This is a genomic window from Luteimonas sp. Soil_N_1 (assembly GCF_057656255.1).
Genome location: NZ_JBDGKS010000002.1, coordinates 95,003 through 119,643 on the forward strand (window position 1 = coordinate 95,003; position 24,641 = coordinate 119,643).

Annotated in this window: 20 protein-coding genes; 7 read left to right on the forward strand and 13 right to left on the reverse strand. The window is 68.2% G+C overall.

From position 1 onward, the window contains the following. Window positions 1-3 precede the first annotated feature (3 nt). Genes AC3A4E_RS14240 through AC3A4E_RS14250 form a run of 3 tightly spaced genes read right to left on the reverse strand, consistent with a single transcriptional unit; the run spans window position 4 to window position 2,195 of the window. Window positions 4-720, reverse strand: a complete 717-nt coding sequence (locus AC3A4E_RS14240) for a YebC/PmpR family DNA-binding transcriptional regulator (RefSeq protein ID WP_487632152.1) — start codon at window positions 718-720, stop codon at window positions 4-6. 36 nt (window positions 721-756) lie between these two features. Continuing rightward, window positions 757-1,398: an esterase/lipase family protein gene (locus AC3A4E_RS14245; RefSeq protein ID WP_487632153.1), complete on the reverse strand. Its 642-nt coding sequence runs from the start codon at window positions 1,396-1,398 to the stop codon at window positions 757-759. After that, window positions 1,395-2,195: a helix-turn-helix domain-containing protein gene (locus tag AC3A4E_RS14250; protein ID WP_487632154.1), complete on the reverse strand. Its 801-nt coding sequence runs from the start codon at window positions 2,193-2,195 to the stop codon at window positions 1,395-1,397. Before AC3A4E_RS14250 ends, AC3A4E_RS14245 begins: the two co-directional genes overlap by 4 nt. 114 nt (window positions 2,196-2,309) lie before the next feature. Between AC3A4E_RS14250 and AC3A4E_RS14255 the strand changes: the two genes are divergently transcribed. Further along, a complete protein-coding gene (locus tag AC3A4E_RS14255) occupies window positions 2,310-2,738 on the forward strand; it encodes an organic hydroperoxide resistance protein (RefSeq protein WP_487632155.1) in 429 nt (142 codons plus the stop codon). Between the two features lie 36 nt (window positions 2,739-2,774). Here the strand turns inward: AC3A4E_RS14255 and AC3A4E_RS14260 are convergent, their stop codons facing one another. From AC3A4E_RS14260 to bla, 4 genes are all read right to left on the reverse strand, one after another. Next, complete coding sequence (locus AC3A4E_RS14260; RefSeq protein ID WP_487632156.1) at window positions 2,775-3,293, reverse strand: GNAT family N-acetyltransferase; 519 nt, start codon at window positions 3,291-3,293, stop codon at window positions 2,775-2,777. Between the two features lie 7 nt (window positions 3,294-3,300). Next, window positions 3,301-5,076, reverse strand: coding sequence for an aspartate--tRNA ligase (aspS, locus tag AC3A4E_RS14265; RefSeq protein WP_487632157.1), 1,776 nt, complete (start codon window positions 5,074-5,076; stop codon window positions 3,301-3,303). Window positions 5,077-5,210: 134 nt separating this feature from the next. Continuing rightward, on the reverse strand, window positions 5,211-5,537 hold the full coding sequence (locus AC3A4E_RS14270; protein WP_487632158.1) for an FmdB family zinc ribbon protein: 327 nt from the start codon (window positions 5,535-5,537) through the stop codon (window positions 5,211-5,213). Window positions 5,538-5,850: 313 nt separating this feature from the next. Beyond that, window positions 5,851-6,759: a class A beta-lactamase gene (gene bla, locus AC3A4E_RS14275; protein WP_487632159.1), complete on the reverse strand. Its 909-nt coding sequence runs from the start codon at window positions 6,757-6,759 to the stop codon at window positions 5,851-5,853. 166 nt (window positions 6,760-6,925) lie between these two features. On the opposite strand from bla, the gene AC3A4E_RS14280 reads away from it, so the two are divergent. After that, window positions 6,926-7,813 carry a LysR substrate-binding domain-containing protein gene (locus AC3A4E_RS14280; protein WP_487632160.1) on the forward strand — a complete coding sequence of 296 codons (888 nt, stop codon included), beginning with the start codon at window positions 6,926-6,928 and terminating at the stop codon, window positions 7,811-7,813. A 22-nt stretch (window positions 7,814-7,835) separates the two neighbouring features. Here AC3A4E_RS14280 and AC3A4E_RS14285 read toward each other — a convergent pair whose 3' ends face one another. Continuing rightward, window positions 7,836-8,531 (reverse strand): hypothetical protein, encoded by a 696-nt coding sequence (locus AC3A4E_RS14285; protein WP_487632161.1) that lies wholly within the window; start codon window positions 8,529-8,531, stop codon window positions 7,836-7,838. Window positions 8,532-8,590: 59 nt separating this feature from the next. Then, window positions 8,591-10,459, reverse strand: a complete 1,869-nt coding sequence (locus AC3A4E_RS14290; RefSeq protein WP_487632162.1) for an ABC-F family ATP-binding cassette domain-containing protein — start codon at window positions 10,457-10,459, stop codon at window positions 8,591-8,593. 198 nt (window positions 10,460-10,657) lie between these two features. Between AC3A4E_RS14290 and AC3A4E_RS14295 the strand changes: the two genes are divergently transcribed. From AC3A4E_RS14295 to AC3A4E_RS14310, 4 genes are all read left to right on the forward strand, one after another. Next, window positions 10,658-13,057 (forward strand): TonB-dependent receptor plug domain-containing protein, encoded by a 2,400-nt coding sequence (locus AC3A4E_RS14295; protein WP_487632163.1) that lies wholly within the window; start codon window positions 10,658-10,660, stop codon window positions 13,055-13,057. Between the two features lie 176 nt (window positions 13,058-13,233). Beyond that, window positions 13,234-15,633, forward strand: a complete 2,400-nt coding sequence (locus AC3A4E_RS14300; RefSeq protein WP_487632164.1) for a TonB-dependent receptor plug domain-containing protein — start codon at window positions 13,234-13,236, stop codon at window positions 15,631-15,633. 496 nt (window positions 15,634-16,129) lie between these two features. After that, on the forward strand, window positions 16,130-17,860 hold the full coding sequence (ybaL, locus tag AC3A4E_RS14305) for a YbaL family putative K(+) efflux transporter (protein WP_487632165.1): 1,731 nt from the start codon (window positions 16,130-16,132) through the stop codon (window positions 17,858-17,860). 2 nt (window positions 17,861-17,862) lie between these two features. Continuing rightward, on the forward strand, window positions 17,863-18,618 hold the full coding sequence (locus tag AC3A4E_RS14310) for an SIR2 family NAD-dependent protein deacylase (RefSeq protein ID WP_487632166.1): 756 nt from the start codon (window positions 17,863-17,865) through the stop codon (window positions 18,616-18,618). Window positions 18,619-18,628: 10 nt separating this feature from the next. On the opposite strand, the gene AC3A4E_RS14315 is transcribed toward AC3A4E_RS14310, so the two are convergent. The 3 genes from AC3A4E_RS14315 to clpB all read right to left on the reverse strand — a co-directional run bounded on the left by AC3A4E_RS14315 (window position 18,629) and on the right by clpB (window position 23,232). Then, on the reverse strand, window positions 18,629-19,498 hold the full coding sequence (locus AC3A4E_RS14315; RefSeq protein WP_487632167.1) for an AraC family transcriptional regulator: 870 nt from the start codon (window positions 19,496-19,498) through the stop codon (window positions 18,629-18,631). A 94-nt stretch (window positions 19,499-19,592) separates the two neighbouring features. Then, entirely contained in the window at window positions 19,593-20,492 is a 900-nt protein-coding gene (locus AC3A4E_RS14320) for a TIGR01777 family oxidoreductase (RefSeq protein ID WP_487632168.1), read from the reverse strand. A 142-nt stretch (window positions 20,493-20,634) separates the two neighbouring features. Then, a complete protein-coding gene (clpB, locus tag AC3A4E_RS14325) occupies window positions 20,635-23,232 on the reverse strand; it encodes an ATP-dependent chaperone ClpB (protein ID WP_487632169.1) in 2,598 nt (865 codons plus the stop codon). A 188-nt stretch (window positions 23,233-23,420) separates the two neighbouring features. On the opposite strand from clpB, the gene AC3A4E_RS14330 reads away from it, so the two are divergent. Then, entirely contained in the window at window positions 23,421-24,140 is a 720-nt protein-coding gene (locus AC3A4E_RS14330; protein ID WP_487632170.1) for a glutathione S-transferase, read from the forward strand. 65 nt (window positions 24,141-24,205) lie between these two features. On the opposite strand, the gene AC3A4E_RS14335 is transcribed toward AC3A4E_RS14330, so the two are convergent. Beyond that, window positions 24,206-24,640 carry a thiol-disulfide oxidoreductase DCC family protein gene (locus AC3A4E_RS14335; RefSeq protein ID WP_487632171.1) on the reverse strand — a complete coding sequence of 145 codons (435 nt, stop codon included), beginning with the start codon at window positions 24,638-24,640 and terminating at the stop codon, window positions 24,206-24,208. Window position 24,641: the final 1 nt, after the last annotated feature.

The following is a 24,641-nucleotide window of genomic DNA, read 5'->3' on the forward strand; positions in this document are numbered from 1 at the left end:
TCTTCAGCCCTCGAACTGCGCGTTCGAGTAGACCGCCTGCACGTCGTCCAGATCCTCGAGCAGATCGAGCATCTTGCGCACCTGCTCGGCCGTATCGCCGTCGACGGCGATGTCGTTGTCCGCGCGGAACGTCACTTCGGCATGGCCGGCGACGATGCCGGCAGCGGCCATCGCGTCGCGCACGGATTCGAATGCGTCCGCGCTGGTGACCACGTCGATCGCGCCGTCCTCGGGATACACCACGACATCGTCGGCGCCGGCTTCGATCGCTGCCTCGGTCACCGTGTCTTCGTCCAACCCCTCGAAACTCAGCACACCCAGACGCTTGAACATGAAGGCGACCGAGCCTTCGGTGCCCATGTTCCCGCCGCATTTGCCGAACGCGTGACGGACTTCGGCCACGGTGCGCACGCGGTTGTCGGTCAGTGTGTCGACGATCACCGCGACGCCGCCCGGGGCGTAGCCCTCGTAGCGGATCTCTTCGTATTCGACGCCTTCGAGCTCGCCGGTCGCCTTCTTGATCGCGCGCTCGACCACGTCCTTGGTCATGTTCTGGGCCATGCCCTTGTCGATCGCCGTGCGCAGGCGCGGGTTGTTCGACGGATCACCGCCGCCGGCACGCGCCGCGACACCGATTTCGCGAATGATCTTGGTGAAGATCTTGCCGCGCTTGGCGTCGGTCGCGTTCTTGCGGGCCTCGATCGAAGGTCCTCGTCCCATGGGTGTCAGGTCTGTTGGCGTTGGAAGCCGGCGATTTTACTCCGCATGCCCGGGCCGCGCGTGTTCGAAGCGGCCGTGGCGGAGGAATCCGACGGTCTGGCGCACCGCGTCGGCCGACAGCAGCAGGCCACTGTGGCTGGCCTGCACCACGATGTGGTCGGCCAGCGCCGGCGCGCGCGTTTCCTCGACCGACACCGTGCCGTCGTGCGGCCCTTTGAACCGCGCCAGCAATGCACCCAGTCCGCGCGGCACGCAGCCGGCGACCATGCCCACCTCGAGGCCGGCCGGCCATTCGACGCAGCCGGCGTGCAGGATGTCGGCGCTGCGGCCGAAGTACAGATGCGACATCGGCACCCGAGACAACGCATGCGCCGCGCCGCTGCCACAGACCGGCGAGCCCAGACAGACGATGCGGCCCACCGGCAGCCCCGGCGTCGCGCCCGCTGCCTGCAGCGCCGACAGGCCGCCCAGACTGTGGCCGACGACGTGCGCCGGGCCTTGCGCAAGTGCGTCGACCAGACGTTCGGCCGCCGCATCCGGACCGCCGGCAATGCTGGGGTAGCCGATGATTTCGGTCTCGAATCCGGCCTCGGCGAGGCCGCGCGCAAAGCGGCGCATCGTCAGACCGACCATCCAGATGCCGTGCAGCAGCAGCACGCGCCTCGGCCCGCCACTCATGCGACGGCCTCGCTCGCCACGCGCGCCTGTCGCCACGCCCGCGGCGATATGCCGCTGTGGGCCTTGAACGCGCGCGAGAGCGCCGCCTCGCTGCCGTAGCCGACCTCGTCGGCGATCAGTTTCAGCGGCCGCCCGCGACGCAGCGCGCGTTGCGCGAGGCCGATGCGCCAGGCCTGCAGATATTGGCCCGGCGTCTGCCCGATCGCCTCTCGGAACGCATCGGCGAACGCGCTGCGCGACATGCCGGCCACGTCCGCGAGTGTTTCCAGCGACCATGGCTGCGCGGGCGCTTCATGCATCGCGACCAGCGCGCGCCGCAGCCGCGGATGCGCCATGCCAGCCAGCAATCCGCTCTGCAACGCGCCAGCCTGCATCTGCTGGCGCAGCACCTGCACCAGCAGCGCTTCGACCAGCCGCTCGATCAGCGCGGTGCGGCCGCACCGTCCGTCGAAGGCCTCTTCGAACAGCAACGCCAGCAGGCCCTGCGAACCCGGCAGCGCATCCGGCGAGACCCACAGCGCGCCCGGCAACGCCGTGGCCAGCGGACTATCGGCGCCGCCTTCGAACAGGAGGCGCACGCGCATCCACGCCGCACCGGCTTCGGGAATAACCGCGTCGCGGGCTTCCATGCGTGGCAGCAACAGCAGACCCGGGCCCGTCCACGCGCCGCTGCCCGGCAGCGCGATGCCGCCATCGCGCAACAGCCACAGTGCAGCGCCCGGCGCGCCATCGCCGAGCGGATCGACGCGCGCGGCGATCGGAAAACGGTCGAGCAGTGCCGCGAGACGATCGACCACGACAGGACTCCGGGACAAGTTTCATGGACTTTGTATCACCAATCGTCGTCCGAGACCGTGCACGATGGCCACCTCGCCGGCGCATTCCGTGACCGGTCCGACAGGAGATTTCCGATGTCCATCGAAACCGTGCTCTACACCGCCACCGCCAGTGCAACCGGCGGCCGCGAAGGCCGCGCCACCTCGTCCGACAACGTCCTCGACGTCACCCTGTCGACCCCGCGCGAGCTCGGCGGCGCCGGCGGCCCCGGCACGAATCCCGAGCAGCTGTTCGCAGCCGGCTATTCGGCCTGCTTCCTCGGCGCGTTGAAGTTCGTCGCCGGCCAGCACAAGGTCGCGCTGCCGGCCGATACCACCGTCACCGGCAAGGTCGGTATCGGCAAGATTCCCACCGGCTTCGGCATCCAGGCAGACCTCACCATTTCGGCGCCGGGCGTGGATCGCGAGCAGCTGCAGACCCTGGTCGATGCCGCGCACATCGTGTGCCCGTACTCGAATGCGACCCGCTGCAACATCGACGTGACGCTGTCGATCGCCGAGTAATTCGCAGATGGGTGGGACGCGCCTGACGCGTCCCGCTCAGCCCTGCGCCGGACGGCGCAGGATGAATTCCAGATCGTTGATCGAGCCGACCGGGAAGATGTAGTCACCGACCTGCTCGAAGCCGTGGCGCGCGTAGAAGCGTTGCGCGCCGAGGTTTTCCGACCACACGCCGACCCACAGCGTGCGCGGGCCATCGCGCAGCAGCCAGTCCATCGCGGCGTCCATCATCCGCGTGCCGTTGCCGCCGCCCTGGTGGCCCTGCACGAGATAGAGTCGCTTGAGCTCGCCATCACCCTTGGCGACAGCGGCGTGCGGCAGGCCACAGGGACCGGCAGCGGCGTGGCCGATCGCCTCGCCCTCGTGTTCCAGCAGCCAGACCGCGTAGTCGGGATGCGCGAGGATCGTGCGCTGCTTCTCCACCGCGTAGGCATCGGCGAGAAACGCCGCGAGATCCTCAGCCGGATACAGATGGCCGAAGGTCTCGGTGAACGTACGCGCGGCCAGCACCGACAGCGTCTGCGCGTCATCGACGGTGGCGCGGCGGAGCGTCGTCATCGCGGGATCAGACCGCCGGCTTCGGCGCGACAGGCCTGACCTGGATGTGCACTTCGGCCAGCTGCGCATCAGCGATCGGCGACGGCGCATCGGTCATCAGGCACTGCGCGCCAGTGGTCTTCGGGAACGCGATGACGTCGCGGATGGATTCCGTGCCAGCCATCAGCGCGGCGATGCGGTCGATGCCGAACGCGATGCCGCCGTGCGGCGGCGCGCCGTACTTCAGCGCGTCGAGCAGGAAGCCGAACTTCGCCTGCGCTTCTTCGGCGCCGATGCCGAGCAGTTCGAACACTGCCGACTGCATCGAGGAGCGGTGGATACGGATCGAACCGCCGCCGATCTCGTTGCCGTTGAGCACCATGTCGTAACCGCGCGACACGGCCGTCGCGGCGTTCGCGCGCAGGTCGGCCTCGTCGTCGACCGACGGCGCGGTGAAGGGGTGATGCAGGGCGACGTAGCGCTGCGCCTCGTCGTCCCATTCGAACATCGGGAAGTCGGTGACCCACAGCGGCGCCCAGCCGTCGGCGACCAGACTGAAATCCTTGCCGGCCTTCAGGCGCACCGCGCCCATGAAGTCGCTGACGGTCGAATACTTGCCGGCGCCGAAGAACACGAGGTCGCCGTTGCCGGCGCCGACGTGCGACACCAGCGCGGCGAACGCTGCCTCGTCGAAGAACTTCTGGATCGGCGACGAGACTTCGCCCGCCTCCGAAATCTTGATGTAGGCCAGACCCTTCGCGCCGTACTTCCCAGCGTGCGCGGCGTACTCGTCGATCTGCTTGCGGCTCAGACTCGCGCCACCCGGAATGCGCAGCGCGCAGACGCGGCCGCCGGCTTCGTTGGCTGGGCCGGTGAACACCGCGAACTGGCTGTCCTTGACCAGATCGGCAACGTCGACCAGTTCAAGCGAGATACGCAGATCCGGCTTGTCGGAACCGTAGCGACGCATCACCTCGGCGTAGGTCATGCGCGGGAATTCGGCGGCGAGTTCGACGTTGGCGACATCGCGGAACACGTCGCGGATCATCGCCTCCACGAGATCCTGCACGTCACGCTCCGACACCCACGCGAACTCCATGTCGAGCTGGGTGAATTCCAGCTGGCGATCGGCGCGCAGCGCTTCATCGCGGAAGCAGCGCGCGATCTGGTAGTAGCGGTCGAAGCCCGCCATCATCAGGATCTGCTTGAACAGCTGCGGCGACTGCGGCAGCGCGTAGAACTCGCCGGGATGCATGCGCGCCGGCACCAGGAAGTCGCGCGCGCCTTCCGGCGTCGCCTTCGTCAGGATCGGCGTTTCGATGTCCTGGAAGCCCTTGTCATCCAGCCAGTGACGCAGCGCGCTGACCAGCTTGGTGCGCGTGCGCATCTTGCGCTGCATGTCGGGGCTGCGCAGATCGAGATAGCGGTACTTCAGGCGCGTTTCTTCGCCCGGGTTCTCATGATGGTGGAACGGCAGCGGCTCGGCCTTGTTCAACACTTCGATCTGCGTGGCGACGATCTCGACCTGGCCGGTGCGGATCTTCGCGTTGACCGAATGCCGCGCGCGCACCGTGCCGGTGATGCGCAGGCAATCCTCGTAGCCCACCTTCTCCGCGGTCGCGACGACGGCGGCATTGCCGTCCGCCTCCGACGATTCGGCGACCACCTGCACGATGCCTTCGTGGTCACGCAGGTCGATGAAGCAGACGCCGCCGAGGTCGCGGGCGACATCGGCCCAGCCGCACAGGGTGACGGTCTGGCCGATCAGCGATTCGTCGATCAGGCCGCAGAAATGGGTACGCATGGAAACTCCGGACACGGGGGGCACCGGCGTGCGTGACAGGCAGACCGGTGGCGCGGTGCATCGCGCGGGTTTTGACAGCCCGCTAGTTTAAGGCGTCGCGTGGCGACGCGCCGGGCGCGGCGGCCCGGTGCAGGTCAATCCGTCGAAGCGGGCTTGGCGGCCGGCTTGGATTCGGTCGCTGCAGGCTTCGCATCCGCCTTCGGGGCAGAAGCCGGCGCGTCACCGCCGGACGTGGCGCCACCACCGCTGCTCTCGACCAGATTGCGCTTCTTGTCGCCGTCCTTCTTGAAGTCGGTCTCGTACCAGCCGCTCCCGGCGAGCCGGAACGACGGCGCGGTCAGCTGCCGCTTGACGTCTGACGCGCCGCACTCGGGGCACGCGGCGGGGTCGGGATCGGACATCTTCTGCAGACGGTCGAAACTGTGGCCGCATTCGGCGCACTGGAAGGCATAGATCGGCATGTCGGGAGGCTGGCTGGAAGTTGCGGGAAAGTGCGGACGACCGACTTGCGGGCGCCACGGGCCGCTTCAAGCCGGCCGGGCGCGATTGTGCTGGATTTTTGCAGGGTGGCGGCCGTTTTCGGCCGCACATTCCCCATTACCGGCGAGCAGAGGGGGGCGAGTCCCCTCCCTCATGCGCCGGCGCACTCGTGAAGCGACTGATCGCTGGATGCTTCAGACCCGCCAGCGCCGGCCGCCGGACGTGCCTGCGCCAAACTGTCCTGAGACCGGAGCGTGCGCCGCCGGCTTTCAGCCCGGTCTCCCGCAACCTGGCTCAGCCCGCGTCGATCACCTGCTGGGCCAGCATGGACGCGCGTGCCAACACCGCATCGCGTGCCGCGCTGTCAATGCCCGCTGCACCCTGCAGATAACAGGTCAGTACCCAGGGCGTCCCGCCTGCCAGTGGCCACAGCACACCGATGTCATTGCGCGTGTCCACGCCATTGCTACCCGTCTTGTCGCCCACCCGCCAACGCGCATCCACGCCTGCGCGGATGCAGGCATCTCCGGTCTCGTTGTCGATGAGCCAATCGGCCAGTTGCTGACGTGACGCGGGTGACAGGGCATCCGCGAGCACCACCCGCTGCAGGGTCAGGGCCATCGCCGCAGGGCTGGTGGTGTCGCGCGGGTCGCCGGGCGTGAAGCGGTTCATTTCCGGCTCCAGGCGGTCACTGCGCGTCACCGCATCGCCGCTCCCACGCAGCCACGCGGTCAGCCCGGCCGGCCCACCGACCACGCCGAGCAGAAGATTGGCCGCTGTGTTGTCACTGGTCACCATGGTGGTGCGGCACAGATCGCGCACTGTCATGTCCTTGCCGAAGTGGCGGGTGGTACCCGGCGAATGCGGCACGCGCTCGCGCGCGTCGACCGGCAGGCGCGTGTCCAGAGACATGGCAGCGCTGTCCACCTTTGCGAGCACGGCGGCAGCGAGCACCGCCTTGAACGTGCTGCACATCGGAAAGCGCTCGTCCTGTCGATGCCCAACCCGACGCCCGGTGGCCGTGTCGAGCAAGGTCACGCCCAGACGTCCACTGCTCGCTGCTTCCAGCGCTTGCCAGTCCTGTGCGGCGGCCACCGCGGCCGGGGTACCCGCGCTGGCCGTCGCGCGCGCCACCACCGGCAACGCCGCCAAGGAGATGGAGGCAGCTCCCGCCCAATGCAGGAAATTCCGTCGTGATGGCATGAAAGCGTCCTCGCAGATTCGGTATACCCAGGCTAGGCGCCAGCCGCGCAGGCCACCAGCGCGTTGTTTCGGCACCAGCCCCCAGTAAAATTCATGCCGTGAAGAGATTGGAGGCAAGTTGCGCGCCCTGATCGCTGCAGTGCATGCGAAACACTAATATCGGCGCATGTCCCGACCGCCTCTGCCGCTCAACGCGCTGCGCGCCTTCGAGGCCGCCGCCCGCCACCAGAACCTCACCCGGGCAGCGCTGGAACTGCATGTCAGCCAGGCCGCGCTGAGCCATCAGATCCGCAAGCTCGAAGACGGTCTGGGCATCCGCCTCTTCCACCGGCTGCCGCGCGGTGTGGCGCTGAGCGACGAGGCGGTGGCGCTGTATCCGGTGCTCAACGAGGCCTTCGACCGCATCGCCGCGGCGCTCAACCGCGCCAGCTCGACCGCCGAGCGCGAGGTGGTCACGCTCGGCGCAGTGGGCACCTTCGTCAACGGCTGGCTGCTGCCGCGCCTGCCCGGGTTCGAAGCGGACCATCCCGGCGTCGATCTGCGCCTGTCCACGCACAACAACCGCATCGACCTGGCCAGCGAGGGGCTGGATGTGGCGATCCGGTTCGGCCACGGCGACTGGCAGGGCCTGCAGTGCACGCCGATCGCAGACACCCGGTTCGCACCGGTCTGCGCACCGTCGGTCGCCCATCGCCTGCGTACGCCGCAGGATCTGGTCGCACTGCCGCTGCTGCGGTCCTACCGCGAGGACGAATGGCCACGCTGGTTCCGCGCCGCGGGCGTCGAAGGCATCGAGGCGCGTGGTGCGATGTTCGATTCGTCGCTGGCGCTCGCCGGGGCGGCCGCGACCGGGGTCGGCGTCGCCCTCGTGCCCCTGGCGATGTTCGAGCGCGAGTTGCGCGAAGGCCGGCTGGTGCAGCCGTTCGGGACCGGGATCGATCTGGGCCGCTACTGGCTGACCCGGTTGCGCTCGCGACCGGAACGCGAGCCGGTGAAACAACTGCGCCTGTGGTTGCAGGCGCAGAACGGGCTGACCCCGGCCGGCGCGCCCTGAGGGCGCGCGACCGTGGTGGCCGTCAGTAGCCCCAGGGTGTCGGCGGTGCGGCGACGGTCCTGGTCAGGTCGAACTCGACCTGGAACTTGCGGCCGCCCGGACGGGCCAGCTCGTAGACGAAGCGCTGGCCGGGCTCGATTTCCATCGCCCAGGTGTTGGTGACCGAGGCGTTGAGCCCTTCCTTCTCGAACAGCGCGATGGACTCGGCGTCGACCGGGAATTCCTGGCGCTGCGCGGTGCCGGCGTTCTGCGATTCGCCGCCGTACATGGTCACCGGATCGTCGCTGCCGTCGGGCATGCGGTGGTCGTGCTTGAGACGCAGGCCGTGTTCGGTGCGGGTCAGGATCCAGGTGCGCGAATGGTCGTCACCGACGTGGAACGGGATGCGCAGCTCTTCCTTCCGGTTGCTGCAGTCGCGCACGTGCATGACGAGTTCCTTGCCCTCGAACGGATCGGGCTCGGCACCGGGCGCGGGTGCCGGCTCGTTGGCGACGATGCGACCGGCGAAGGCTTCGCCGCAGTGACGCGAGATCGCCGCGAGGAACTCGTCGGCAGGCACGCGTTCGGTGGCAGCGTCGACCGCCGCAGCAGCAGCGGCGGCATCGGCGGTGGGATTGGCCGCGGCAGGACGCGCGGGTTCGGCGGATTCGTTGCCACCACAGGCGGCGAGCGATACCACGGTGGCGATCAGGGCGAGTCGGAGCGGATTCGTGTTCATCGCATCACCCTAACCGCCACCCGCAAGGGCGGCAACCCGGGCACGCCCGGGGATCGCGGTCATGCAGCCTCGTACAGCGCCAGCAGATCGCCCTCGGCCTGTTCGAGTTCGGCACGCAATACGGCCTGGCGCTGGCCGAGCGTCGTGGCCTTGTCGGGATCGGCATACGTGCCCGGATCGGCAAGCGCGCCGTCGATGTCCGACAGCGCCTGCTCGAGTTCGGCGACGCGCCCTTCCGCCTTCTGCAGCTTGTGCGGATTGGCCTTCGGACGCGACGCGGCCGGCGCGGCGGCAACTGCGGGCGCGTCGGCTTTGGTCGGCGGTGGCGTGCGCAGTTCGCCGGCATTGCCACGCGCGCGCAGCCATGCCGCGTACTCGTCGAGATCACCGTCGAACGGAATCACCACGCCGTCGGACACGCGCCAGAAGGTGTCGCTGACCAGGCCGATGAGATGGCGGTCATGCGAGACCAGCACGATCGCGCCGGCGAAGTCGCTGAGCGCTTCGGCCAGGGCCTCGCGCATTTCGAGATCGAGATGGTTGGTCGGTTCGTCGAGCAGCAGCACGTTCGGCTGCAGCCACGCGATCAGCGCCAGCGCCAGACGCGCGCGTTCGCCGCCGGAGAAGCCGTCGATGCTTTCGAACGCGCGATCGCCGGGGAAGCTCCACTTGCCGAGGAAGTCGCGGAACGACTGGATCGACGCGGTCGGCGAGATCTCGCGCAGATGGTCAATCGGCGAGGTGCCGGCGACCAGCGATTCCACCGTGTGCTGGGCGAAGTAGCCGATGCGCAGGTCCGGGTGCGCGTAGCGCTCGCCGGCCAGCAACTGCAGTTCGCCGACCAGCGTCTTGACCAGCGTCGACTTGCCGGCGCCGTTCGGGCCGAGCAGGCCGATGCGGTCGCCGGCTTCGAGACCGAAGCCGACGTTGTCGAGAATGACCACCCGCCCGTCCGCGGTCGGATAGCCGCAGGTGCCGTGATTGATGCGCAGCAACGCGTGCGGCAGCTTCACAGGCGCCGGGAAATCGATCTGCACCTCGCGCTCGGCGCGCACCGCTTCGGTGTCGGCCATCTTGGCCAGACGCTTGACCCGCGACTGCGCCTGCTTGGCCTTGGCCGCGCTGGCCTTGAAGCGGTCGATGAACTTCTGCAGATGCGCCTTCTCGGCCTGCGACTTCTCGTGCGTGATCTGCTGCAGGCGCAGCTGCTCGGAGCGCTGGCGCTCAAACGAGGTGTAATCGCCGGAGTACAGCTTGGCCTTGCCACCGTGCAGATGCAGCGTGTGGGTGCAGACGTTGTCGAGGAACTCGCGGTCATGCGAGATCAGCAGCAGCGTGCCCGGATACTTCAGCAGCCACTGCTCCAGCCACAGCACCGCGTCGAGATCGAGATGGTTGGTCGGCTCGTCGAGCAGCAGCATGTCGCTGGGCGTCATCAGCGCGCGCGCGAGATTCAGACGCACGCGCCAGCCGCCGGAGAACGTCGCGACGGCGCGCTGGTGGGTCTCGGCCGGAAAGCCCAGACCGTGCAGCAGCTTGCCCGCGCGCGCGCCGGCGTCGTAGGCGCCGACTTCGGCCATGCGCATGTGCACATCGGCGACGGCTTCCCAGTCCTCCGCAGCCAACGCATCGGCCTCGGCCTTGAGCACGGCGGCCACCGCGGCGTCACCGCCGAGCACGAAGTCGATGGCCGGGTCCGGCAGCGACGGCATTTCCTGGGCGATGCTGGCCAGACGCAGGCGGTTGGGCAGGTCGAGATCGCCCTTGTCGGCCTCGACTTCGCCGCGCACGGCCGCGAACAGGGAGGACTTGCCGGTGCCGTTGCGGCCGACGACGCCCACGCGCCAGCCGGCGTGCATGGTCAGGTCCATTTCGGACAGCAGCAGCCGTTCGCCGCGCCGCAGGGCGAAATTCTTGAAAGAGATCATGCCGCAGATTCTACCGGACGCCGCCTGTCGGGCGGCTTTCCGGGACCGGAACCGAACGCGGATCGCCAGAACGCGGAAGCGGTTGGGGGGCGGCCATCGATACCGATGAAACCTTTGACCGGTTTGTTACGTGCGTGTTAAAGCCGAAGGGCAGTCGTTTCGCATCGCATCGCTCTCCTACCCCACAAGGACCGCCGCATGACCCGACACCCGCTGCATCTCGCCCTGCTCGCATCGCTCGCCGCAGGCCCCGTCCTCGCCCAGGACACACCCACCGGACAGAGTCCGCGCACGCTCGACACGCTGATCGTCACCGGCACGCGGGTCTCCGACCGCACGGTGGCCGAATCGCAGTCGCCGATCGACATCCTTACGCCGGAAACGCTGACCGCCACCGGCACGCCGGAACTGGCCACCGCGCTGTCGCGCGCGTTGCCGTCGCTGAACTTCCCGCGGCCGGCGATCAATGACGGCACCGACGCCGTGCGACCGGCACAGATCCGCGGCCTGTCGCCGGATCACGTGCTGGTGCTGGTCAACGGCAAGCGCTATCACTCCGGCGCCCTGGTCAACGTCAACGGCTCGCAGGGCCGCAGTTCGTCGCCGGTCGACCTCAACACCATTCCGATCTCGGCGATCGAACGCGTCGAAGTGCTGCGCGATGGCGCGTCGGCGCAGTACGGCTCGGACGCGATCGCCGGCGTGATCAACATCGTGCTCAAGGGACGCGCCGGCAGCGGTGGCGTGTCCGCGCGCTACGGCCAGTACAGCGCCGGCGACGGCGAGCAGTACCAGGTGCTGGCGGATGCGGGTTTCGGCATCGGCACCGACGGCTTCGTGCACCTGTCCGCGCAGGGCGCGCACCAGGACCAGACCAACCGCGCGCGGCCCTACATCGGCGCGCCGGGCCCGACCACCGCGCCACTCGGCCAGGTGGTGCAGCGCCAGGGCGATCCCGAGGTCGACCACGGCTCGGTGACGTTCAACGCCGAACTGCCGGTCACCGAGTATCTGCAGTTCTACGGCACCGGCATCTATACCAAGCGCGATTCGCTCTCCAACGGCTTCTTCCGCCCGGCCGGCGACCCGCGCAACATCCCGTCGATCTATCCCGACGGCTTCTTGCCGCAGATCAACAACGTCACCACCGACCACCACTTCACGGCCGGCTTCAAGGCCGAGACCGCGGGCGGCACCGCGATCGACTTCAGCTACACCTACGGCGACAGCGAGATGACGTTCGACATCCTCAACACGCTCAACCGGAGCCTGGGGCCGACGTCGCCGACCGAGTTCTACGCCGGCGCGCTGGAAGTCCGCCAGCACGTGCTGAACCTCGATCTGAGCAAGCAGCTCGAATGGGGCCTCGACTATCCGGTGACCTGGTCCTACGGCGCCGAGTGGCGCGGCGACGGCTTCATCCAGTCGCCGGGCGCGCCGTCGTCCTACGCGAACGGTGGTGTCGTCGCGCCGGGCCAGACCACGCCGCTGCCGGGCGCACAGGTGTTCGCGGGCTTCCGTCCCGGCGACGGCGGCGATTTCGATCGCAATGCGCTGTCGTTCTACACGGGTCTCGAAGCCGACCTCACCGACAAGCTGTCGCTCGGCGTGGCCGGTCGCTATGAGGACTTCAGCGATTTCGGCGACACCAGCAACTTCAAGATCTCCAGCCGCTACGAGTTCACCGATGCCATCGCCCTGCGCGCGACGGCTTCGACCGGCTTCCGCGCGCCGTCGCTGCAGCAGCAGTACTTCCAGTCGACGGCGACGAACTTCATCGCGACGCCGCAGGGCACGCTGCCGTTCGACATCGTGACCTTCCGGGTGACCAACCCGGCGGCAATCGCGCTGGGCGCCGAACCGCTGCGCGCCGAAGAGTCGACCAACTACAGCCTGGGCCTGGTGCTGCAGCCGGTCGACAACCTCTACGTCACCATCGACGCCTACCAGATCAAGGTCGATGACCGCATCTCGCTGTCGGCCAACCTGACCTCGGCGCCGGTCCGCAACTACCTGCAGGCCAACGGCTTCGCCGGTGTCGGCGGCGGTCGCTACTTCACCAATGCCATCGACACCACGACCAAGGGCGTGGACCTGGTCGGCACCTACGGCTGGGCGCTGGCCAACAGCCAGCTCGATCTGACGCTCGGCTACAACTACAACAAGACCACCATCGACCGGGTGGCCGAGAACCCGGCCACGCTGACCGCGATCGATCCGACCGCGGTGCGCTTCGACCGGGTCGAACGCGGCCGCTTCGAGGTCGGCGCGCCGCGCGACAAGATCCTGCTCGGCGGCACCTGGACCGTCGGCGGGTTCGAAGCGACGGCCAATGCCACGCGCTACGGCGACTTCAGCGTGCTCGGCAGCACCGCCGCGCTCGACCAGACCTTCGATGCGGCCTGGACGCTGGATCTCGCGTTCTCCTACGCACTCGACAAATGGAAGTTCACCGTCGGCGGCGACAATGTGCTCAACGAGTATCCCGACGAAGTGCTGTTCGCGAACTCCACCGGCGGCCAGCTGCCGTGGAGTGGCAGTTCGCCGTTCGGCTTCAACGGCGCCTTCGTCTACGCGAACGCCGCCTACCGCTGGTAAATCCCCGCGTCACACCGCGAGTCCTCGACGCCCCGGCCTGCCGGGGCGTCGTCGTTTACGGTCGATACCTTCGTTCCACCAAAGGAACGATTGGATCGCATTTTTATGATCATTGACGGTTTCAGGACAACGCGCTCCAATCGTCTTTACGAATTTCCAACAACAGGCCTCCCCCGATGCTTCGCCCCCACCGTTTGACCCTCGCCGTCGCCGCGGCGCTGGTGTTCCCGACCGCCGCATTCGCCCAGCAGGCGCCCGCCGACACGCAAGCGCGCACCTCCACACTCGACACGCTGATCGTCACCGGCACCCGCGTCAGCGACCGCACCGTCGCCGAATCGCAGTCGCCGATCGACATCATCACGTCCGAGACGCTGACCGCCTCCGGCACGACGGAACTGGCGACCGCGCTCGCCCGCGCCCTGCCCTCGCTGAACTTTCCGCGCCCCGCGCTGACCGACGGCACCTCGGCGATCCGTCCGGCGCAGCTGCGCGGCCTCGCACCCGACCAGGTGCTGGTGCTGGTCAACGGCAAGCGCCGCCACACCTCGTCGCTGCTCAATCTCAACGGCACGATCGGCCGCGGTTCGTCGCCGGTCGACCTCAACACCATTCCGATCTCGGCGATCGACCGCGTCGAAGTGCTGCGCGATGGCGCGTCGGCGCAGTACGGCTCCGATGCGATCGCCGGCGTCGTCAACGTGGTGCTGAAGGGATCGTCCGAAGGCGGCAGCCTGTCGGTGAGCGCGGGCCAGTACTCGGCCGGCGACGGCAAGCAGACCCAGATCGCCGGCGACACCGGCCTGGCGCTCGGTGAGCGCGGCTTCCTGCATCTGTCGGCGCAGGTCGGCCAGCAGGAAGAGACCAACCGTGCGCGTCCGTTCGCCGGCACGCCCGGCGTCACCCAGCCTGCGCTCGGCCAGAAGGCCTTTGTGATCGGCGAGCCGGAAGTCGATTTCGGTGCGGTCGGTTTCAACACCGACATCGCCCTGACCGACAGCATCAGCGTCTACGGCTTCGGTACCGCGAGCAATCGCGACATCACCTCGTTCGCGTTCTTCCGCGCACCGGGCAATACCGCGCAGAACATCCGCAGCGTCTATCCCGACGGCTTCCTGCCGGAGATCAACAACATCTCCAAGGACCGGTCGCTGGTCGCCGGCGTCAAGGGCCACGCGGGCGAGTGGAACTGGGACCTGAGCTACAACTACGGCTACAACCACCTCGAGTTCTATACGCGCAACACGCTCAACGCGAGCCTGGGCGCGACCTCGCCGACGTCGTTCTACGACGGCGCGCTGGAGACGACGCAGAACATCGTCAACCTCGACATCAGCCGTCCGCTGGAACTCGGCCTTGCCTATCCGGCGACGCTGTCGTTCGGCGTGGAAGGTCGCAACGAGAAGTGGAACCAGTCGCCGGGCGAGTTCGGTTCCTACGCGAACGCCGGCCTCGGCGCGCCCGGTGCGGGCGCAGGTGCACAGGGCTTCGGCGGTTTCGCGCCCGAAGTCGCCGGTGCGTTCGACCGCGACAGCCACGCGGTATACGCGGGCCTGGAAGCGGACCTGACCGAGAAGTTCTCGGCCGGCGCCGCGGCGCGTTACGAGGACTACGACGATTTCGGCAGCCAGGTCTCGGGCAAGCTTTCGGCGCGATACGCGTTCAACGATGCGATCGCGCTGCGCGGCACGGTGTCGAGCGGCTTCCGCGCGCCGTCGCTGGCGCAGCAGTATTTCCAGACCGTCAGCACGACCTTCATCGCCGGCATCACCACGCCGTTCGAGATCCGCACGTTCCCGGCCAGCAGCCCGGTCGCGCAGGCCTTCGGCGCCGAGGCGCTGAAGCCCGAGGAATCGCTGTCCTACAGCCTGGGTCTGGTGCTGCAGCCGGTCGACAATCTCTACGTCACCGTCGACGCCTACCAGATCGATGTCGACGACCGCATCGCGCTGTCGTCCAACCTCACCGGTGACGCGGTGCGTCGCCTGCTCGAATCGCAGGGCATCTTCGGCATCACCGGCGGCCGTTACTTCACCAATGCCATCGACACGCGTACGCGCGGCATCGACGTCGTCGGCAGCTACCGCTGGGATCTCGCCGCCAGCAGCCTCGATCTGACCGCCGGCTACAACCACACCAAGACCGAGATCACCCGCATCGCGGCCAACCCGGAAGAACTGGCGCAGAACGGCCTGAACCTCGAGCGCATCGACCGCGTCGAGATCGGCCGCATCGAGGACGGCTTCCCGCGCAACAAGCTGCTGCTCTCGGGCACCTGGAACGTGGACGACTGGGCGCTCGCGGTGTCGACCACGCGCTACGGCAGCGTGCGCACGACGCCGAACAACGCGGCGCTCGACCAGAAGTACGGCGCCAAGTGGCTGCTCGATCTGTCGGCGACGTTCAAGCCGGGCGACAACTGGGCCCTGACGCTGGGCGCGGACAACGTGCTCAACGAGTACCCGGACGAGAACATCTTCGGCAACTCGACCAACGGACAATTCCCTTACAGCAACCTCTCGCCGTTCGGCTTCGGCGGCGCGTTCGCCTACGCGAAGGTCGCCTACAACTGGTAATCGGCTTCGTCGATTGCGCTTCGATGCCCCGGCTTGCCGGGGCATCGTCGTTTCGGGGTTCTGGATTTCTTCCGGACGCTCGGCGAGCTTGGATCGAACCGACATTGACTTCGGAGACCCAGCGGCCGGGCGGGTGCGGACCGCTCGTCCCTCGGTCAGGGCATCGTGCCCTGACTCGGGCGCGCACCCTCCATGGCGCGCTCGACGCGGCCCGCGCCCGCCCGTCCGCTGTCGGATCGTCAGGTTCTGCTGCTTCGGATGCTTGCTTCCACCGATCGCCTACGGATGCCGAAGCGGACTCTGCAGAATTCGCACGTCGAAGCGAACACCTGCGTTCGATGCACCTCGATACCCGCCGTTTGACCGTCACATTCCCGCCCGTTCGCGGCCTTTGCCATCGCCAACACCGGAAATCGACGAAGAACGCACACATTGCTGCTTGCCCCTGTCGCAATGCGTCGGCGACACTGCAAGACCAGTCCAGCGCGAAGCCTCGATGCCGCACAACACCGACCTGATCAACATCGTCGCCGTCGGCCTCGGCATGGCCTTCGTGTTCGGCGCGCTCGCCAACAAGTTGCGGCTCTCGCCGCTGGTGGGCTATCTCGTCGCGGGCATCATCGTCGGACCATTCACGCCCGGCTTCGTCGCCGACCAGGACCTCGCCAACCAGCTCGCCGAGATCGGCGTGATGCTGCTGATGTTCGGCGTCGGCCTGCACTTCTCGCTCAAGGATCTGATGGACGTGAAGTCCATCGCGATTCCCGGCGCCATCGCGCAGATCACCGTCGCGACCGTGCTCGGCTGGGTGCTGGCGTGGCTGATGGGCTGGCCGATGGTCAGCGGCTTCGTGTTCGGTCTCGCGCTGTCGGTCGCCAGTACGGTGGTGCTGCTGCGCGCGATGGAAGAGCGGCGATTGCTGGATACCCGGCGCGGCAAGATCGCGGTCGGCTGGCTGATCGTCGAGGATCTGGTGATGGTGCTGGCGCTGGTGCTGCTGCCGGTGCTCGCCGATATCTACACCGATCGCGGTGGCGCGACGCCGCCCGGCGCCGGCGCGATCACGCTGATGATCCTGTGGACGCTGATCAAGGTCAGCGCCTTCGTCGCGGTGATGCTGCTGGTCGGCCGCCGGGTGATTCCGTGGGTACTCGAGCGCATCGCCGGCACCGGCCAGCGCGAGCTGTTCACCCTGTCGGTGCTGGCGATCGCGCTGGGCGTGGCCTTCGGTGCATCCGCACTGTTCGGTGTGTCGTTCGCGCTCGGCGCGTTCTTCGCCGGCATGGTGCTCAACGAATCGGAATTCAGCCACGAGGCGGCGAACGATTCGCTTCCCTTGCGCGATGCGTTCGCGGTGCTGTTCTTCGTCTCGGTGGGCATGCTGTTCAATCCCAACATCCTGATCGAACATCCCTGGCAGGTGCTGGCGACGTTCCTGATCATCGTGGTCGGCAAGTCGATCGCCGCGTACTACATCGTGCGGTTGTTCAAGCACCCGCGTTCGACCGCGCTGACGATCTCGACCAGCCTCGCGCAGATCGGCGAGTTCTCCTTCATCCTCGTCGGGCTCGGCGTCGCGCTGAAGCTGCTGCCCGAAACCGGGCGCGATCTGGTGCTGGCCGGCGCGTTGCTGTCGATCGTGGTCAATCCGCTGCTGTTCGGCTGGCTCGACCGCTGGCAGGCGAAGCAGGAACTCGCCGCGCGCGCCGCATCGGCCGCGCACGAAGCGCCGCTGCCGCCCGAGCACGGCGTGCCGGACGATCTGCACGGGCACGCGATCCTCGTCGGCTACGGCCGCGTCGGTCGCCAGCTGGCCGATCTGCTCAAGCAGCGCGGCGTGCCGCTGGTCGTCGTCGAGGACGACAACGAACTCGTGCGTCGCGGCCGCGAACGTGGTTTCACCGTCGTCCGCGGCAATATCGCGTCGGAACCGGTGATGCTCGACGCGGCGCCTGATCGCGCGGCGCTGGCGATCTTCGCGATTCCGCAGGCGCTCGAAGCCGGCGAGGCGATCGAGCGCATGAAGGCGGTCAATCCCGCGCTCACCGTGCTGGCGCGCGCGCACAGCGATGGCGAGGTCAAACATCTGCTGCAGCACGGCGCCGACGGCGCGGTGCTGGCCGAACGCGAGCTGGCGTATTCGCTGGCGGAGATGGTGATGTCGACGCCGCCGTTCCGTCCGGTGCGTCCGGGATCGACGCCGGTCGAGGCGATCCAGCCCGTTTGACGATGCGCCTGGTCGTGCTCAGCGGCGCCGGCATCTCGGCCGAGAGCGGCATCCCGACGTTTCGCGATGCGCTGACCGGCCTGTGGGCGCGCTTCGACGCCGAGCGCCTCGCGACCGAAGACGCGTTCCGCGCCGATCCCGCGCTCGTCTGGGGCTGGTACCGCTGGCGCGCGGCGATGGTGGCCGCGGCCGCGCCGAATGCCGCGCACGTCGATGTCGCCGCGCTCGTCGGCGACGGTCACGCGCTGACCGTGGTCACCCAGAACGTCGACGACCTGCACGAACGCGGCGGCGCACGCGACGTGTTGCATCTGCATGGCCGGCTGCTGGCCTCGCGCTGCATCGGCTGCGGTGCGCGCATCACGCCTGATCCGATCCTCGCGGCGCCGTCGCCACCCGAAGGCGGCACGCGCGAAACGCCGCCTGCGTGCGTGATCTGCGGCGCAGCGTTCCGGCCCGATGTCGTATGGTTCGGCGAATCATTGCCGGCAGACGCCTGGGACGCAGCCGAAGCGGCTGTCGACGCCTGCGATCTGCTGGTCGTCGTCGGCACCTCGTCACTGGTGTGGCCCGCTGCCGGCCTGCCCGAACGCGCGTTGCGCACCGGCACGCCGGTGCTCGACATCAATCCGCAGGCGACGCCGCTGTCGTCGCGTGCGACTGCGCACTGGCCATTGACCGCGACCGCCGGCATGGCGCAGCTGCGGACGCGACTGCAGCAGACGCCGGACGATCCAGTGCGCGTCCTCGCGGGCTAAGCGCCGCGCCTCAGTCGTCCAGCGGCAACAGGATGTCGGCGCGCAGATCGGCCTCTGCCACCTGCTCGGGATCGTCGAGGAAGTGGTAGTGCAGCGGCGCATCGCGCAGGCCTTCGCCGCTGCCCGGCCACCACTGCGCCAGCAGACGATCTGTCATGTTTTCCAGGCCCGAATACGGACCGACGTGGCGCACGCGGGCGTGGCGACCACCGCCGATCGTCAGCCTGCGCAGCGGCCGCGGCACACTCGCCGGAATCGACAGCCGCACCGCGGCATCGAACTGCAGCGCGTGCGGCGGCAGGTCGCGGTGATCGCCCAGCGGCACGCCGATCAGTGCATCGATGCCGTCCACCAGACCGGCCGTTTCGGCCCAGCCGAACAGACGCCCGAACGCATCGTCGAGATCATCGAACGCGCCGCGCGCACGCAGGGCCACGACGTCGAACGGTGCGATCTCGACCAGCTCGACGGCCAGCGGCTCGAACGTCTGCGGCGAGGGCGGTTGCAGCCGATCCAGCAACGCAGTCGCCTGTGCCGTCCGGCCGCGCAACCCGGCAGGCGTGACGTCGAGCGTTTGCCGGAACGTGCGGGCCAATGCCTGCGGACTGGCATAGCCGACCGCGAGCGCAGCCTGTGTGACCGTCTCGCCCGCGGCCAGCAACTGCAGCGCGCGCGACAGGCGCAGTCGCGTCAGGGTGCGGCCCAGCGTTTCGCCGGTCGCCGCGCGCCACACGCGATGGAAGTGGAACGGCGACAGGCTGGCCTGGCGCGCAAGCGTCTCCAGCGGCGGCAGCGCCGCGCCCTTGGCGACGATGTCCTGCAGGTGCCCGGCGACGGCGGCGATGCGCGGTGCGAGACGGGTCCGGGTGTCTGCTTTCATGGCGGCACTCGCGATGGGCTTGCCGCGAGTATCCGGTTCCGACGGCCGGTGCGCGTACCCGATCTTGCGCAGCGCGGCCTCGGCGCAATGTGGATCAGCGCAGCACGGATTCCAGATACGGTTCCAGCGTCGGCCAGGCGAACGCGTGGCCACGCTGTTGCAGGCGCGCAGGCAACACGCACTGGCCATCGACGAGCAGCGTCGCCATCTCGCCCAGACCGAGTTCCAGCGCCTTCGCCGGCACCGCCAGCAGTGCCGGACGCCGCAGCGCATCGGCCAGCGCGCGGGTGAAACGGGTGTTGGCGACCGGCTCGGGCGCGGTGAGATTGAAGGCACCGGTCGGCGCGTCGGCAGCGCCATCGAGATGCGCGCGCAGCAACGACACCGCCGCGTCGATCCAGTCCTCCCGCGCGATCCAGCTCAGCACCTGGCGACCATCGCCCAGACGCGCACCGAGTCCGAACTGGAACGGCAGCCGCAGGCGCTGCAGCATGCCGCCCGCCGGATGCAGCACGACGCCGGTGCGCAGCAGCACCACCGGCACGCGGTCCTCGGCCGCACGCGCGGCGTCTTCCCAGTCGGCGCACAGGCGATGCTGGAATTCGTCGTGCGGCGCGCTGTCTTCGTCCAGTGGCGCATCGCCCTGTGCGCCGTACCAGCCGATCGCCGAACCGCTGAGCAGAACTTTCGGCGGCGTGTGCACCGAGCGGATCCAGTCGGTCAGCACGCCGGTCGGAATCAGACGGCTGTCGCGCAACGTCTGCTTGCGCGATGCGCTCCATCGCGTGTCGGCAATGCCCGCGCCGGCGAGATTCACCACCGCGTCGAAACGGTCATCGGCCCACAGCGAGGCGTAGTCGCGCACCTCGACGCCCTCGGGCGAGGGCGTGGACGCGCGCCGCGACAGCCAGGTGACGTGTGCCCCGTCGCGTTGCAGACGGGCAGTCAGCGCGCTGCCGATGAAGCCGCTGCCGCCGGTGATCAGGATGCGCATGGACGTGCCTCGGGCCGCGGACGAACGCCATCGTGGCAGCCGCCGCGTGAGCATGCGTCAAGGCGCTGTGCTTCCGATGACGCGATCGCATCGCGACGCCGGCCACCGCGGCTGCGGTGGACCGGCGTCATTGCGGCGGGTGTCAGCCCTGCTCGAACGCCAGCTGGCCACCGGCGGCGTCGACCTGGATGGTGTCGCCGCTGACGAACGCGCCCGACAGGATGCGTTGCGCCAGTGGGTTTTCCAGCTGCTGCTGGATCGCGCGCTTGAGCGGACGCGCGCCGTAGACCGGATCGAAGCCAACATTGCCGAGCAGATCGAACGCGGCATCCGACACTTCGATGCGCAGCCCGCGTTCGGCCAGACGCTTGTCGAGACCGCGCAGCTGGATCTTCGCGATCTCGCGGATCTGCGCTTTCTGCAGCGGATGGAACACGACGATGTCGTCGAGCCGGTTGATGAACTCCGGGCGGAAATGCGCCTGCACTACGCCCATCACCGCCGCCTTCATCTGCGTGTAGCCCTCGGCGCTGTCGGCATCGGTGCCGCGCTCGCTCATTTCCTGGATCTGGTGCGAGCCGAGATTCGAGGTCATCACGATGACGACGTTGCGGAAATCGACGGTGCGGCCCTGCCCGTCGGTCAGACGGCCGTCGTCGAGCACTTGCAGCAGGATGTTGAAGACGTCCGGATGCGCCTTCTCCACTTCGTCGAGCAGGATCACGCTGTACGGGCGACGGCGCACGGCTTCGGTCAGATACCCGCCTTCCTCGTAGCCGACGTAACCCGGGGGTGCGCCGATCAGGCGCGCGACCGAGTGCTTCTCCATGAACTCGCTCATGTCGATGCGCACCATCGCGTCCTGGCTGTCGAACAGGAATTCGGCCAGCGCCTTGCACAGCTCGGTCTTGCCGACACCGGTCGGGCCGAGAAACAGGAACGAGCCGGTCGGGCGATCGGGATCGCTGAGCCCGGCGCGCGAGCGGCGCACCGAATCGGACACGACCTTGATCGCTTCCTCTTGGCCGATCACGCGCGTATGCAGCTGCGATTCCATCGCCAGCAGCTTCTCGCGCTCGCCCTCGAGCATCTTGCTGACCGGAATGCCGGTCCAGCGCGCGACGACCTGGGCGATTTCTTCCGCCGTCACCTTGTCCTGCAGCAGGGTGAAACCCTGGGTCTCGGCTTCCTGCGCGGCCTGCAGCTGCTTCTCCAGTTCCGGAATGCGTCCGTACTGGATCTCGCTCATGCGTGCGTAATCCTGCGTGCGCTGCGCGGATTCCAGATCATGCTTGGCCGCTTCGATCTGCTCCTTGATCTTCGTCGCGCCCTGCACGCTCGCCTTCTCGGCCTTCCAGATTTCCTCCATGTCGTTGTAGGCGCGCTCGAGCGTGGCGATCTCGGCTTCGAGATCGGCCAGGCGCTGCTTCGATTCGGCGTCCTTCTCTTTCTTCAACGCTTCGCGCTGGATCTTGAGCTGGATCAGGCGACGTTCCTTGCGGTCGAGCTCCTCCGGCTTGGAGTCGATCTCCATGCGGATGCGCGACGCCGCCTCGTCCATCAGGTCGATGGCCTTGTCCGGCAACTGGCGGTCGGCGATGTAACGGTTCGACAATGTGGCCGCGGCGACGATCGCCGGATCGGTGATCTCCACGCCGTGGTGCACCGCGTAACGCTCCTTGAGGCCACGCAGGATCGCGATCGTGTCCTCGACGCTCGGCTCGCCGACGAACACCTTCTGGAAGCGACGCTCCAGCGCGGCGTCCTTCTCGACGTACTTGCGGTATTCGTCGAGCGTGGTCGCGCCGATGCAGTGCAATTCGCCGCGCGCGAGCGCCGGCTTGAGCATGTTGCCGGCATCCATCGAGCCTTCGGCCTTGCCGGCGCCGACCATCGTGTGCAGTTCGTCGATGAAGAGGATGATCTGGCCCTCGTTCTTCGACAGATCGTTGAGCACGCCCTTGAGGCGCTCCTCGAACTCGCCGCGGAACTTGGCGCCGGCGATCAGCGCGCCCATGTCGAGCGAGAGCACCCGCTTGCCGCGCAGGCCTTCGGGCACTTCGTTGTTGATGATGCGCTGGGCCAGGCCTTCGACGATCGCGGTCTTACCCACGCCCGGCTCGCCGATCAGCACCGGATTGTTCTTCGTGCGCCGCTGCAGCACCTGGATCGTGCGGCGGATTTCCTCGTCGCGGCCGACCACCGGATCGAGCTTGCCGCTCTCGGCACGCGCGGTCAGATCGATGGTGTATTTCTCCAGCGCCTGGCGCGCGTCCTCGGCGTTCTCGTCCTTCACGCTCTCGCCGCCGCGCACCTTCGTGATTGCGGCTTCGAGGCGTGCCTTGTCGGCACCGGCCGCCTTCAATGCCTTGCCGGCATCGCCGCTGTCGTCCAGCGCCGCAAGCACGAACAGCTCGGAGGCGATGAACGCATCGCCGCGCTGCTGGGCCAGCTTGTCGGTCACGTTGAGCAGGCGTGAGAGATCGTTGCCGACCGACAGCTGTCCGGCCTGGCCGGTGACCTTGGGCAGCCGGTCCATGGCTTCGGTCAGGCGCTCGCGCAGCACCGGCACGTTGACGCCGGCCTGGCCGAGCAGCGGGCGGGTACCGCCGCCCTGCTGGTCGAGCAGCGCCAGCAGCAGATGCACCGGTTCGATGAAATTGTGGTCGCGGCCCACGGCCAGCGACTGCGCGTCGCTCAACGCCTGCTGGAAACGCGAAGTGAGCTTGTCCATCCGCATCGGGAAATCCTCGGGAGATCGGGGCCGGCCGCGCCGGCAATGTCCAACAGATGCGGTCGAAGCGGCGTGTTGCAAGCGGGTCGGGGCCGGCACGGCGTCCGGAGCGCAACGGAATCCTGCCGAGGCCCTCACCCGCCGCTTGCGCGGGCGGTCCTACGGTGGCCGCCTGCCCGCTCGTGGAACCGCACATGACCTACCAGCTCTATTACTGGACCGGCATCCAGGGCCGTGGCGAGTTCGTGCGCCTCGCGTTGGAGGACGCCGGCGCCGATTACGTCGACGTGGCCCGCGTGGACGGCGACGACGCGATGCAACCCTTCCTCGACGGCGACCGCACGGGCGCCCACCCGTTCGCGCCGCCGTTTCTGGTGTCAGGCGACCTCGTCGTCGCCCAGGTCGCCAACATCCTCCACTTTCTCGGGCCGCGACTCGATCTGGTGCCCGAGGACGAAGCCGCGCGACTGCAGGCGCTGCAACTGCAGCTCACCATTGCCGACCTCGTCACCGAGATCCACGACAGCCACCATCCGATCGCCAGCGCCGCGTACTACGAAGACCAGAAGGACGCCGCGAAGCGACGCGCCGCCGATCTACGTGAGAACCGGCTGCCGAAGTTCCTCGGCTACTTCGAGCAGGTGGTGACCCGCGGAAACGGGTATGCCCTGGGCGCGCATTCCTATGTCGACCTGTCGCTGTTCCAGATCGTGCGTGGGCTCGACTACGCGTATCCGAAGGCGATGCAGGCGCTGGGGCCGAAGATTCCGCAGCTGCGCAAGCTGGAAGCGCGGATCGCGGCGCGGCCGCACATCGCCGCGTATCTGGCATCAGAGCGCCGGCTGGCGTTCAACACCAACGGGATCTTCCGGCATTACCCGGAGCTGGATGGTGGGATTGCGGCGGACGACTGACAGCAAGCGGGCTGTGACTTCCTCGCCGATCGCTTCATCGGTTCCGGCAGACCGCCTGCTCCGGCCTACAGAAACCGCGCGCGCACCTCGGTCGGCGGCACCATGCACGTCTCCCGGCGCCCGAACACGCGATACCGGTTGCGCGCAAGCAGGCGATAGGCCGGGTCCCGCCACGCACGCGGCACGACGCGCAGCACAGCCGCAACGCGCCACACGCCACCGAGACGCTGCAGCACTTCGATGACGCCGTCGCTGTCATGCCAGCCGGCGTCGCCATCGACCAGCAGGAACGACACCGGATCGGCGGGATCGATCCCGTGCGCGACCAGCAAGTCGTGGCCCACGCGGTCCTGCATCGCGGCGAAGCGGAAACCGGCGCGTCGATCGTGGCGCAGCAGGAAGTGCACCCAGCCGCTGCACAGCGCGCAGACGCCGTCGAACACGACGATCGGACCGTCGTGCGACGCAGTGGATGACGCGGTCGGGCGGGCAGGGTTCACA

Coding starts and splice junctions, on each gene's coding strand:
- AC3A4E_RS14240 (WP_487632152.1), bottom strand. CDS start 720: ATGGGACGAGGACCTTCGATCGAGGCCCGCAAGAACGCGACCGACGCC.
- AC3A4E_RS14245 (WP_487632153.1), bottom strand. CDS start 1,398: ATGAGTGGCGGGCCGAGGCGCGTGCTGCTGCTGCACGGCATCTGGATG.
- AC3A4E_RS14255 (WP_487632155.1), top strand. CDS start 2,310: ATGTCCATCGAAACCGTGCTCTACACCGCCACCGCCAGTGCAACCGGC.
- AC3A4E_RS14260 (WP_487632156.1), bottom strand. CDS start 3,293: ATGACGACGCTCCGCCGCGCCACCGTCGATGACGCGCAGACGCTGTCG.
- aspS (WP_487632157.1), bottom strand. CDS start 5,076: ATGCGTACCCATTTCTGCGGCCTGATCGACGAATCGCTGATCGGCCAG.
- AC3A4E_RS14270 (WP_487632158.1), bottom strand. CDS start 5,537: ATGCCGATCTATGCCTTCCAGTGCGCCGAATGCGGCCACAGTTTCGAC.
- bla (WP_487632159.1), bottom strand. CDS start 6,759: ATGCCATCACGACGGAATTTCCTGCATTGGGCGGGAGCTGCCTCCATC.
- AC3A4E_RS14280 (WP_487632160.1), top strand. CDS start 6,926: ATGTCCCGACCGCCTCTGCCGCTCAACGCGCTGCGCGCCTTCGAGGCC.
- AC3A4E_RS14285 (WP_487632161.1), bottom strand. CDS start 8,531: ATGAACACGAATCCGCTCCGACTCGCCCTGATCGCCACCGTGGTATCG.
- AC3A4E_RS14290 (WP_487632162.1), bottom strand. CDS start 10,459: ATGATCTCTTTCAAGAATTTCGCCCTGCGGCGCGGCGAACGGCTGCTG.
- AC3A4E_RS14295 (WP_487632163.1), top strand. CDS start 10,658: ATGACCCGACACCCGCTGCATCTCGCCCTGCTCGCATCGCTCGCCGCA.
- AC3A4E_RS14300 (WP_487632164.1), top strand. CDS start 13,234: ATGCTTCGCCCCCACCGTTTGACCCTCGCCGTCGCCGCGGCGCTGGTG.
- ybaL (WP_487632165.1), top strand. CDS start 16,130: ATGCCGCACAACACCGACCTGATCAACATCGTCGCCGTCGGCCTCGGC.
- AC3A4E_RS14310 (WP_487632166.1), top strand. CDS start 17,863: ATGCGCCTGGTCGTGCTCAGCGGCGCCGGCATCTCGGCCGAGAGCGGC.
- AC3A4E_RS14315 (WP_487632167.1), bottom strand. CDS start 19,498: ATGAAAGCAGACACCCGGACCCGTCTCGCACCGCGCATCGCCGCCGTC.
- AC3A4E_RS14320 (WP_487632168.1), bottom strand. CDS start 20,492: ATGCGCATCCTGATCACCGGCGGCAGCGGCTTCATCGGCAGCGCGCTG.
- clpB (WP_487632169.1), bottom strand. CDS start 23,232: ATGCGGATGGACAAGCTCACTTCGCGTTTCCAGCAGGCGTTGAGCGAC.
- AC3A4E_RS14330 (WP_487632170.1), top strand. CDS start 23,421: ATGACCTACCAGCTCTATTACTGGACCGGCATCCAGGGCCGTGGCGAG.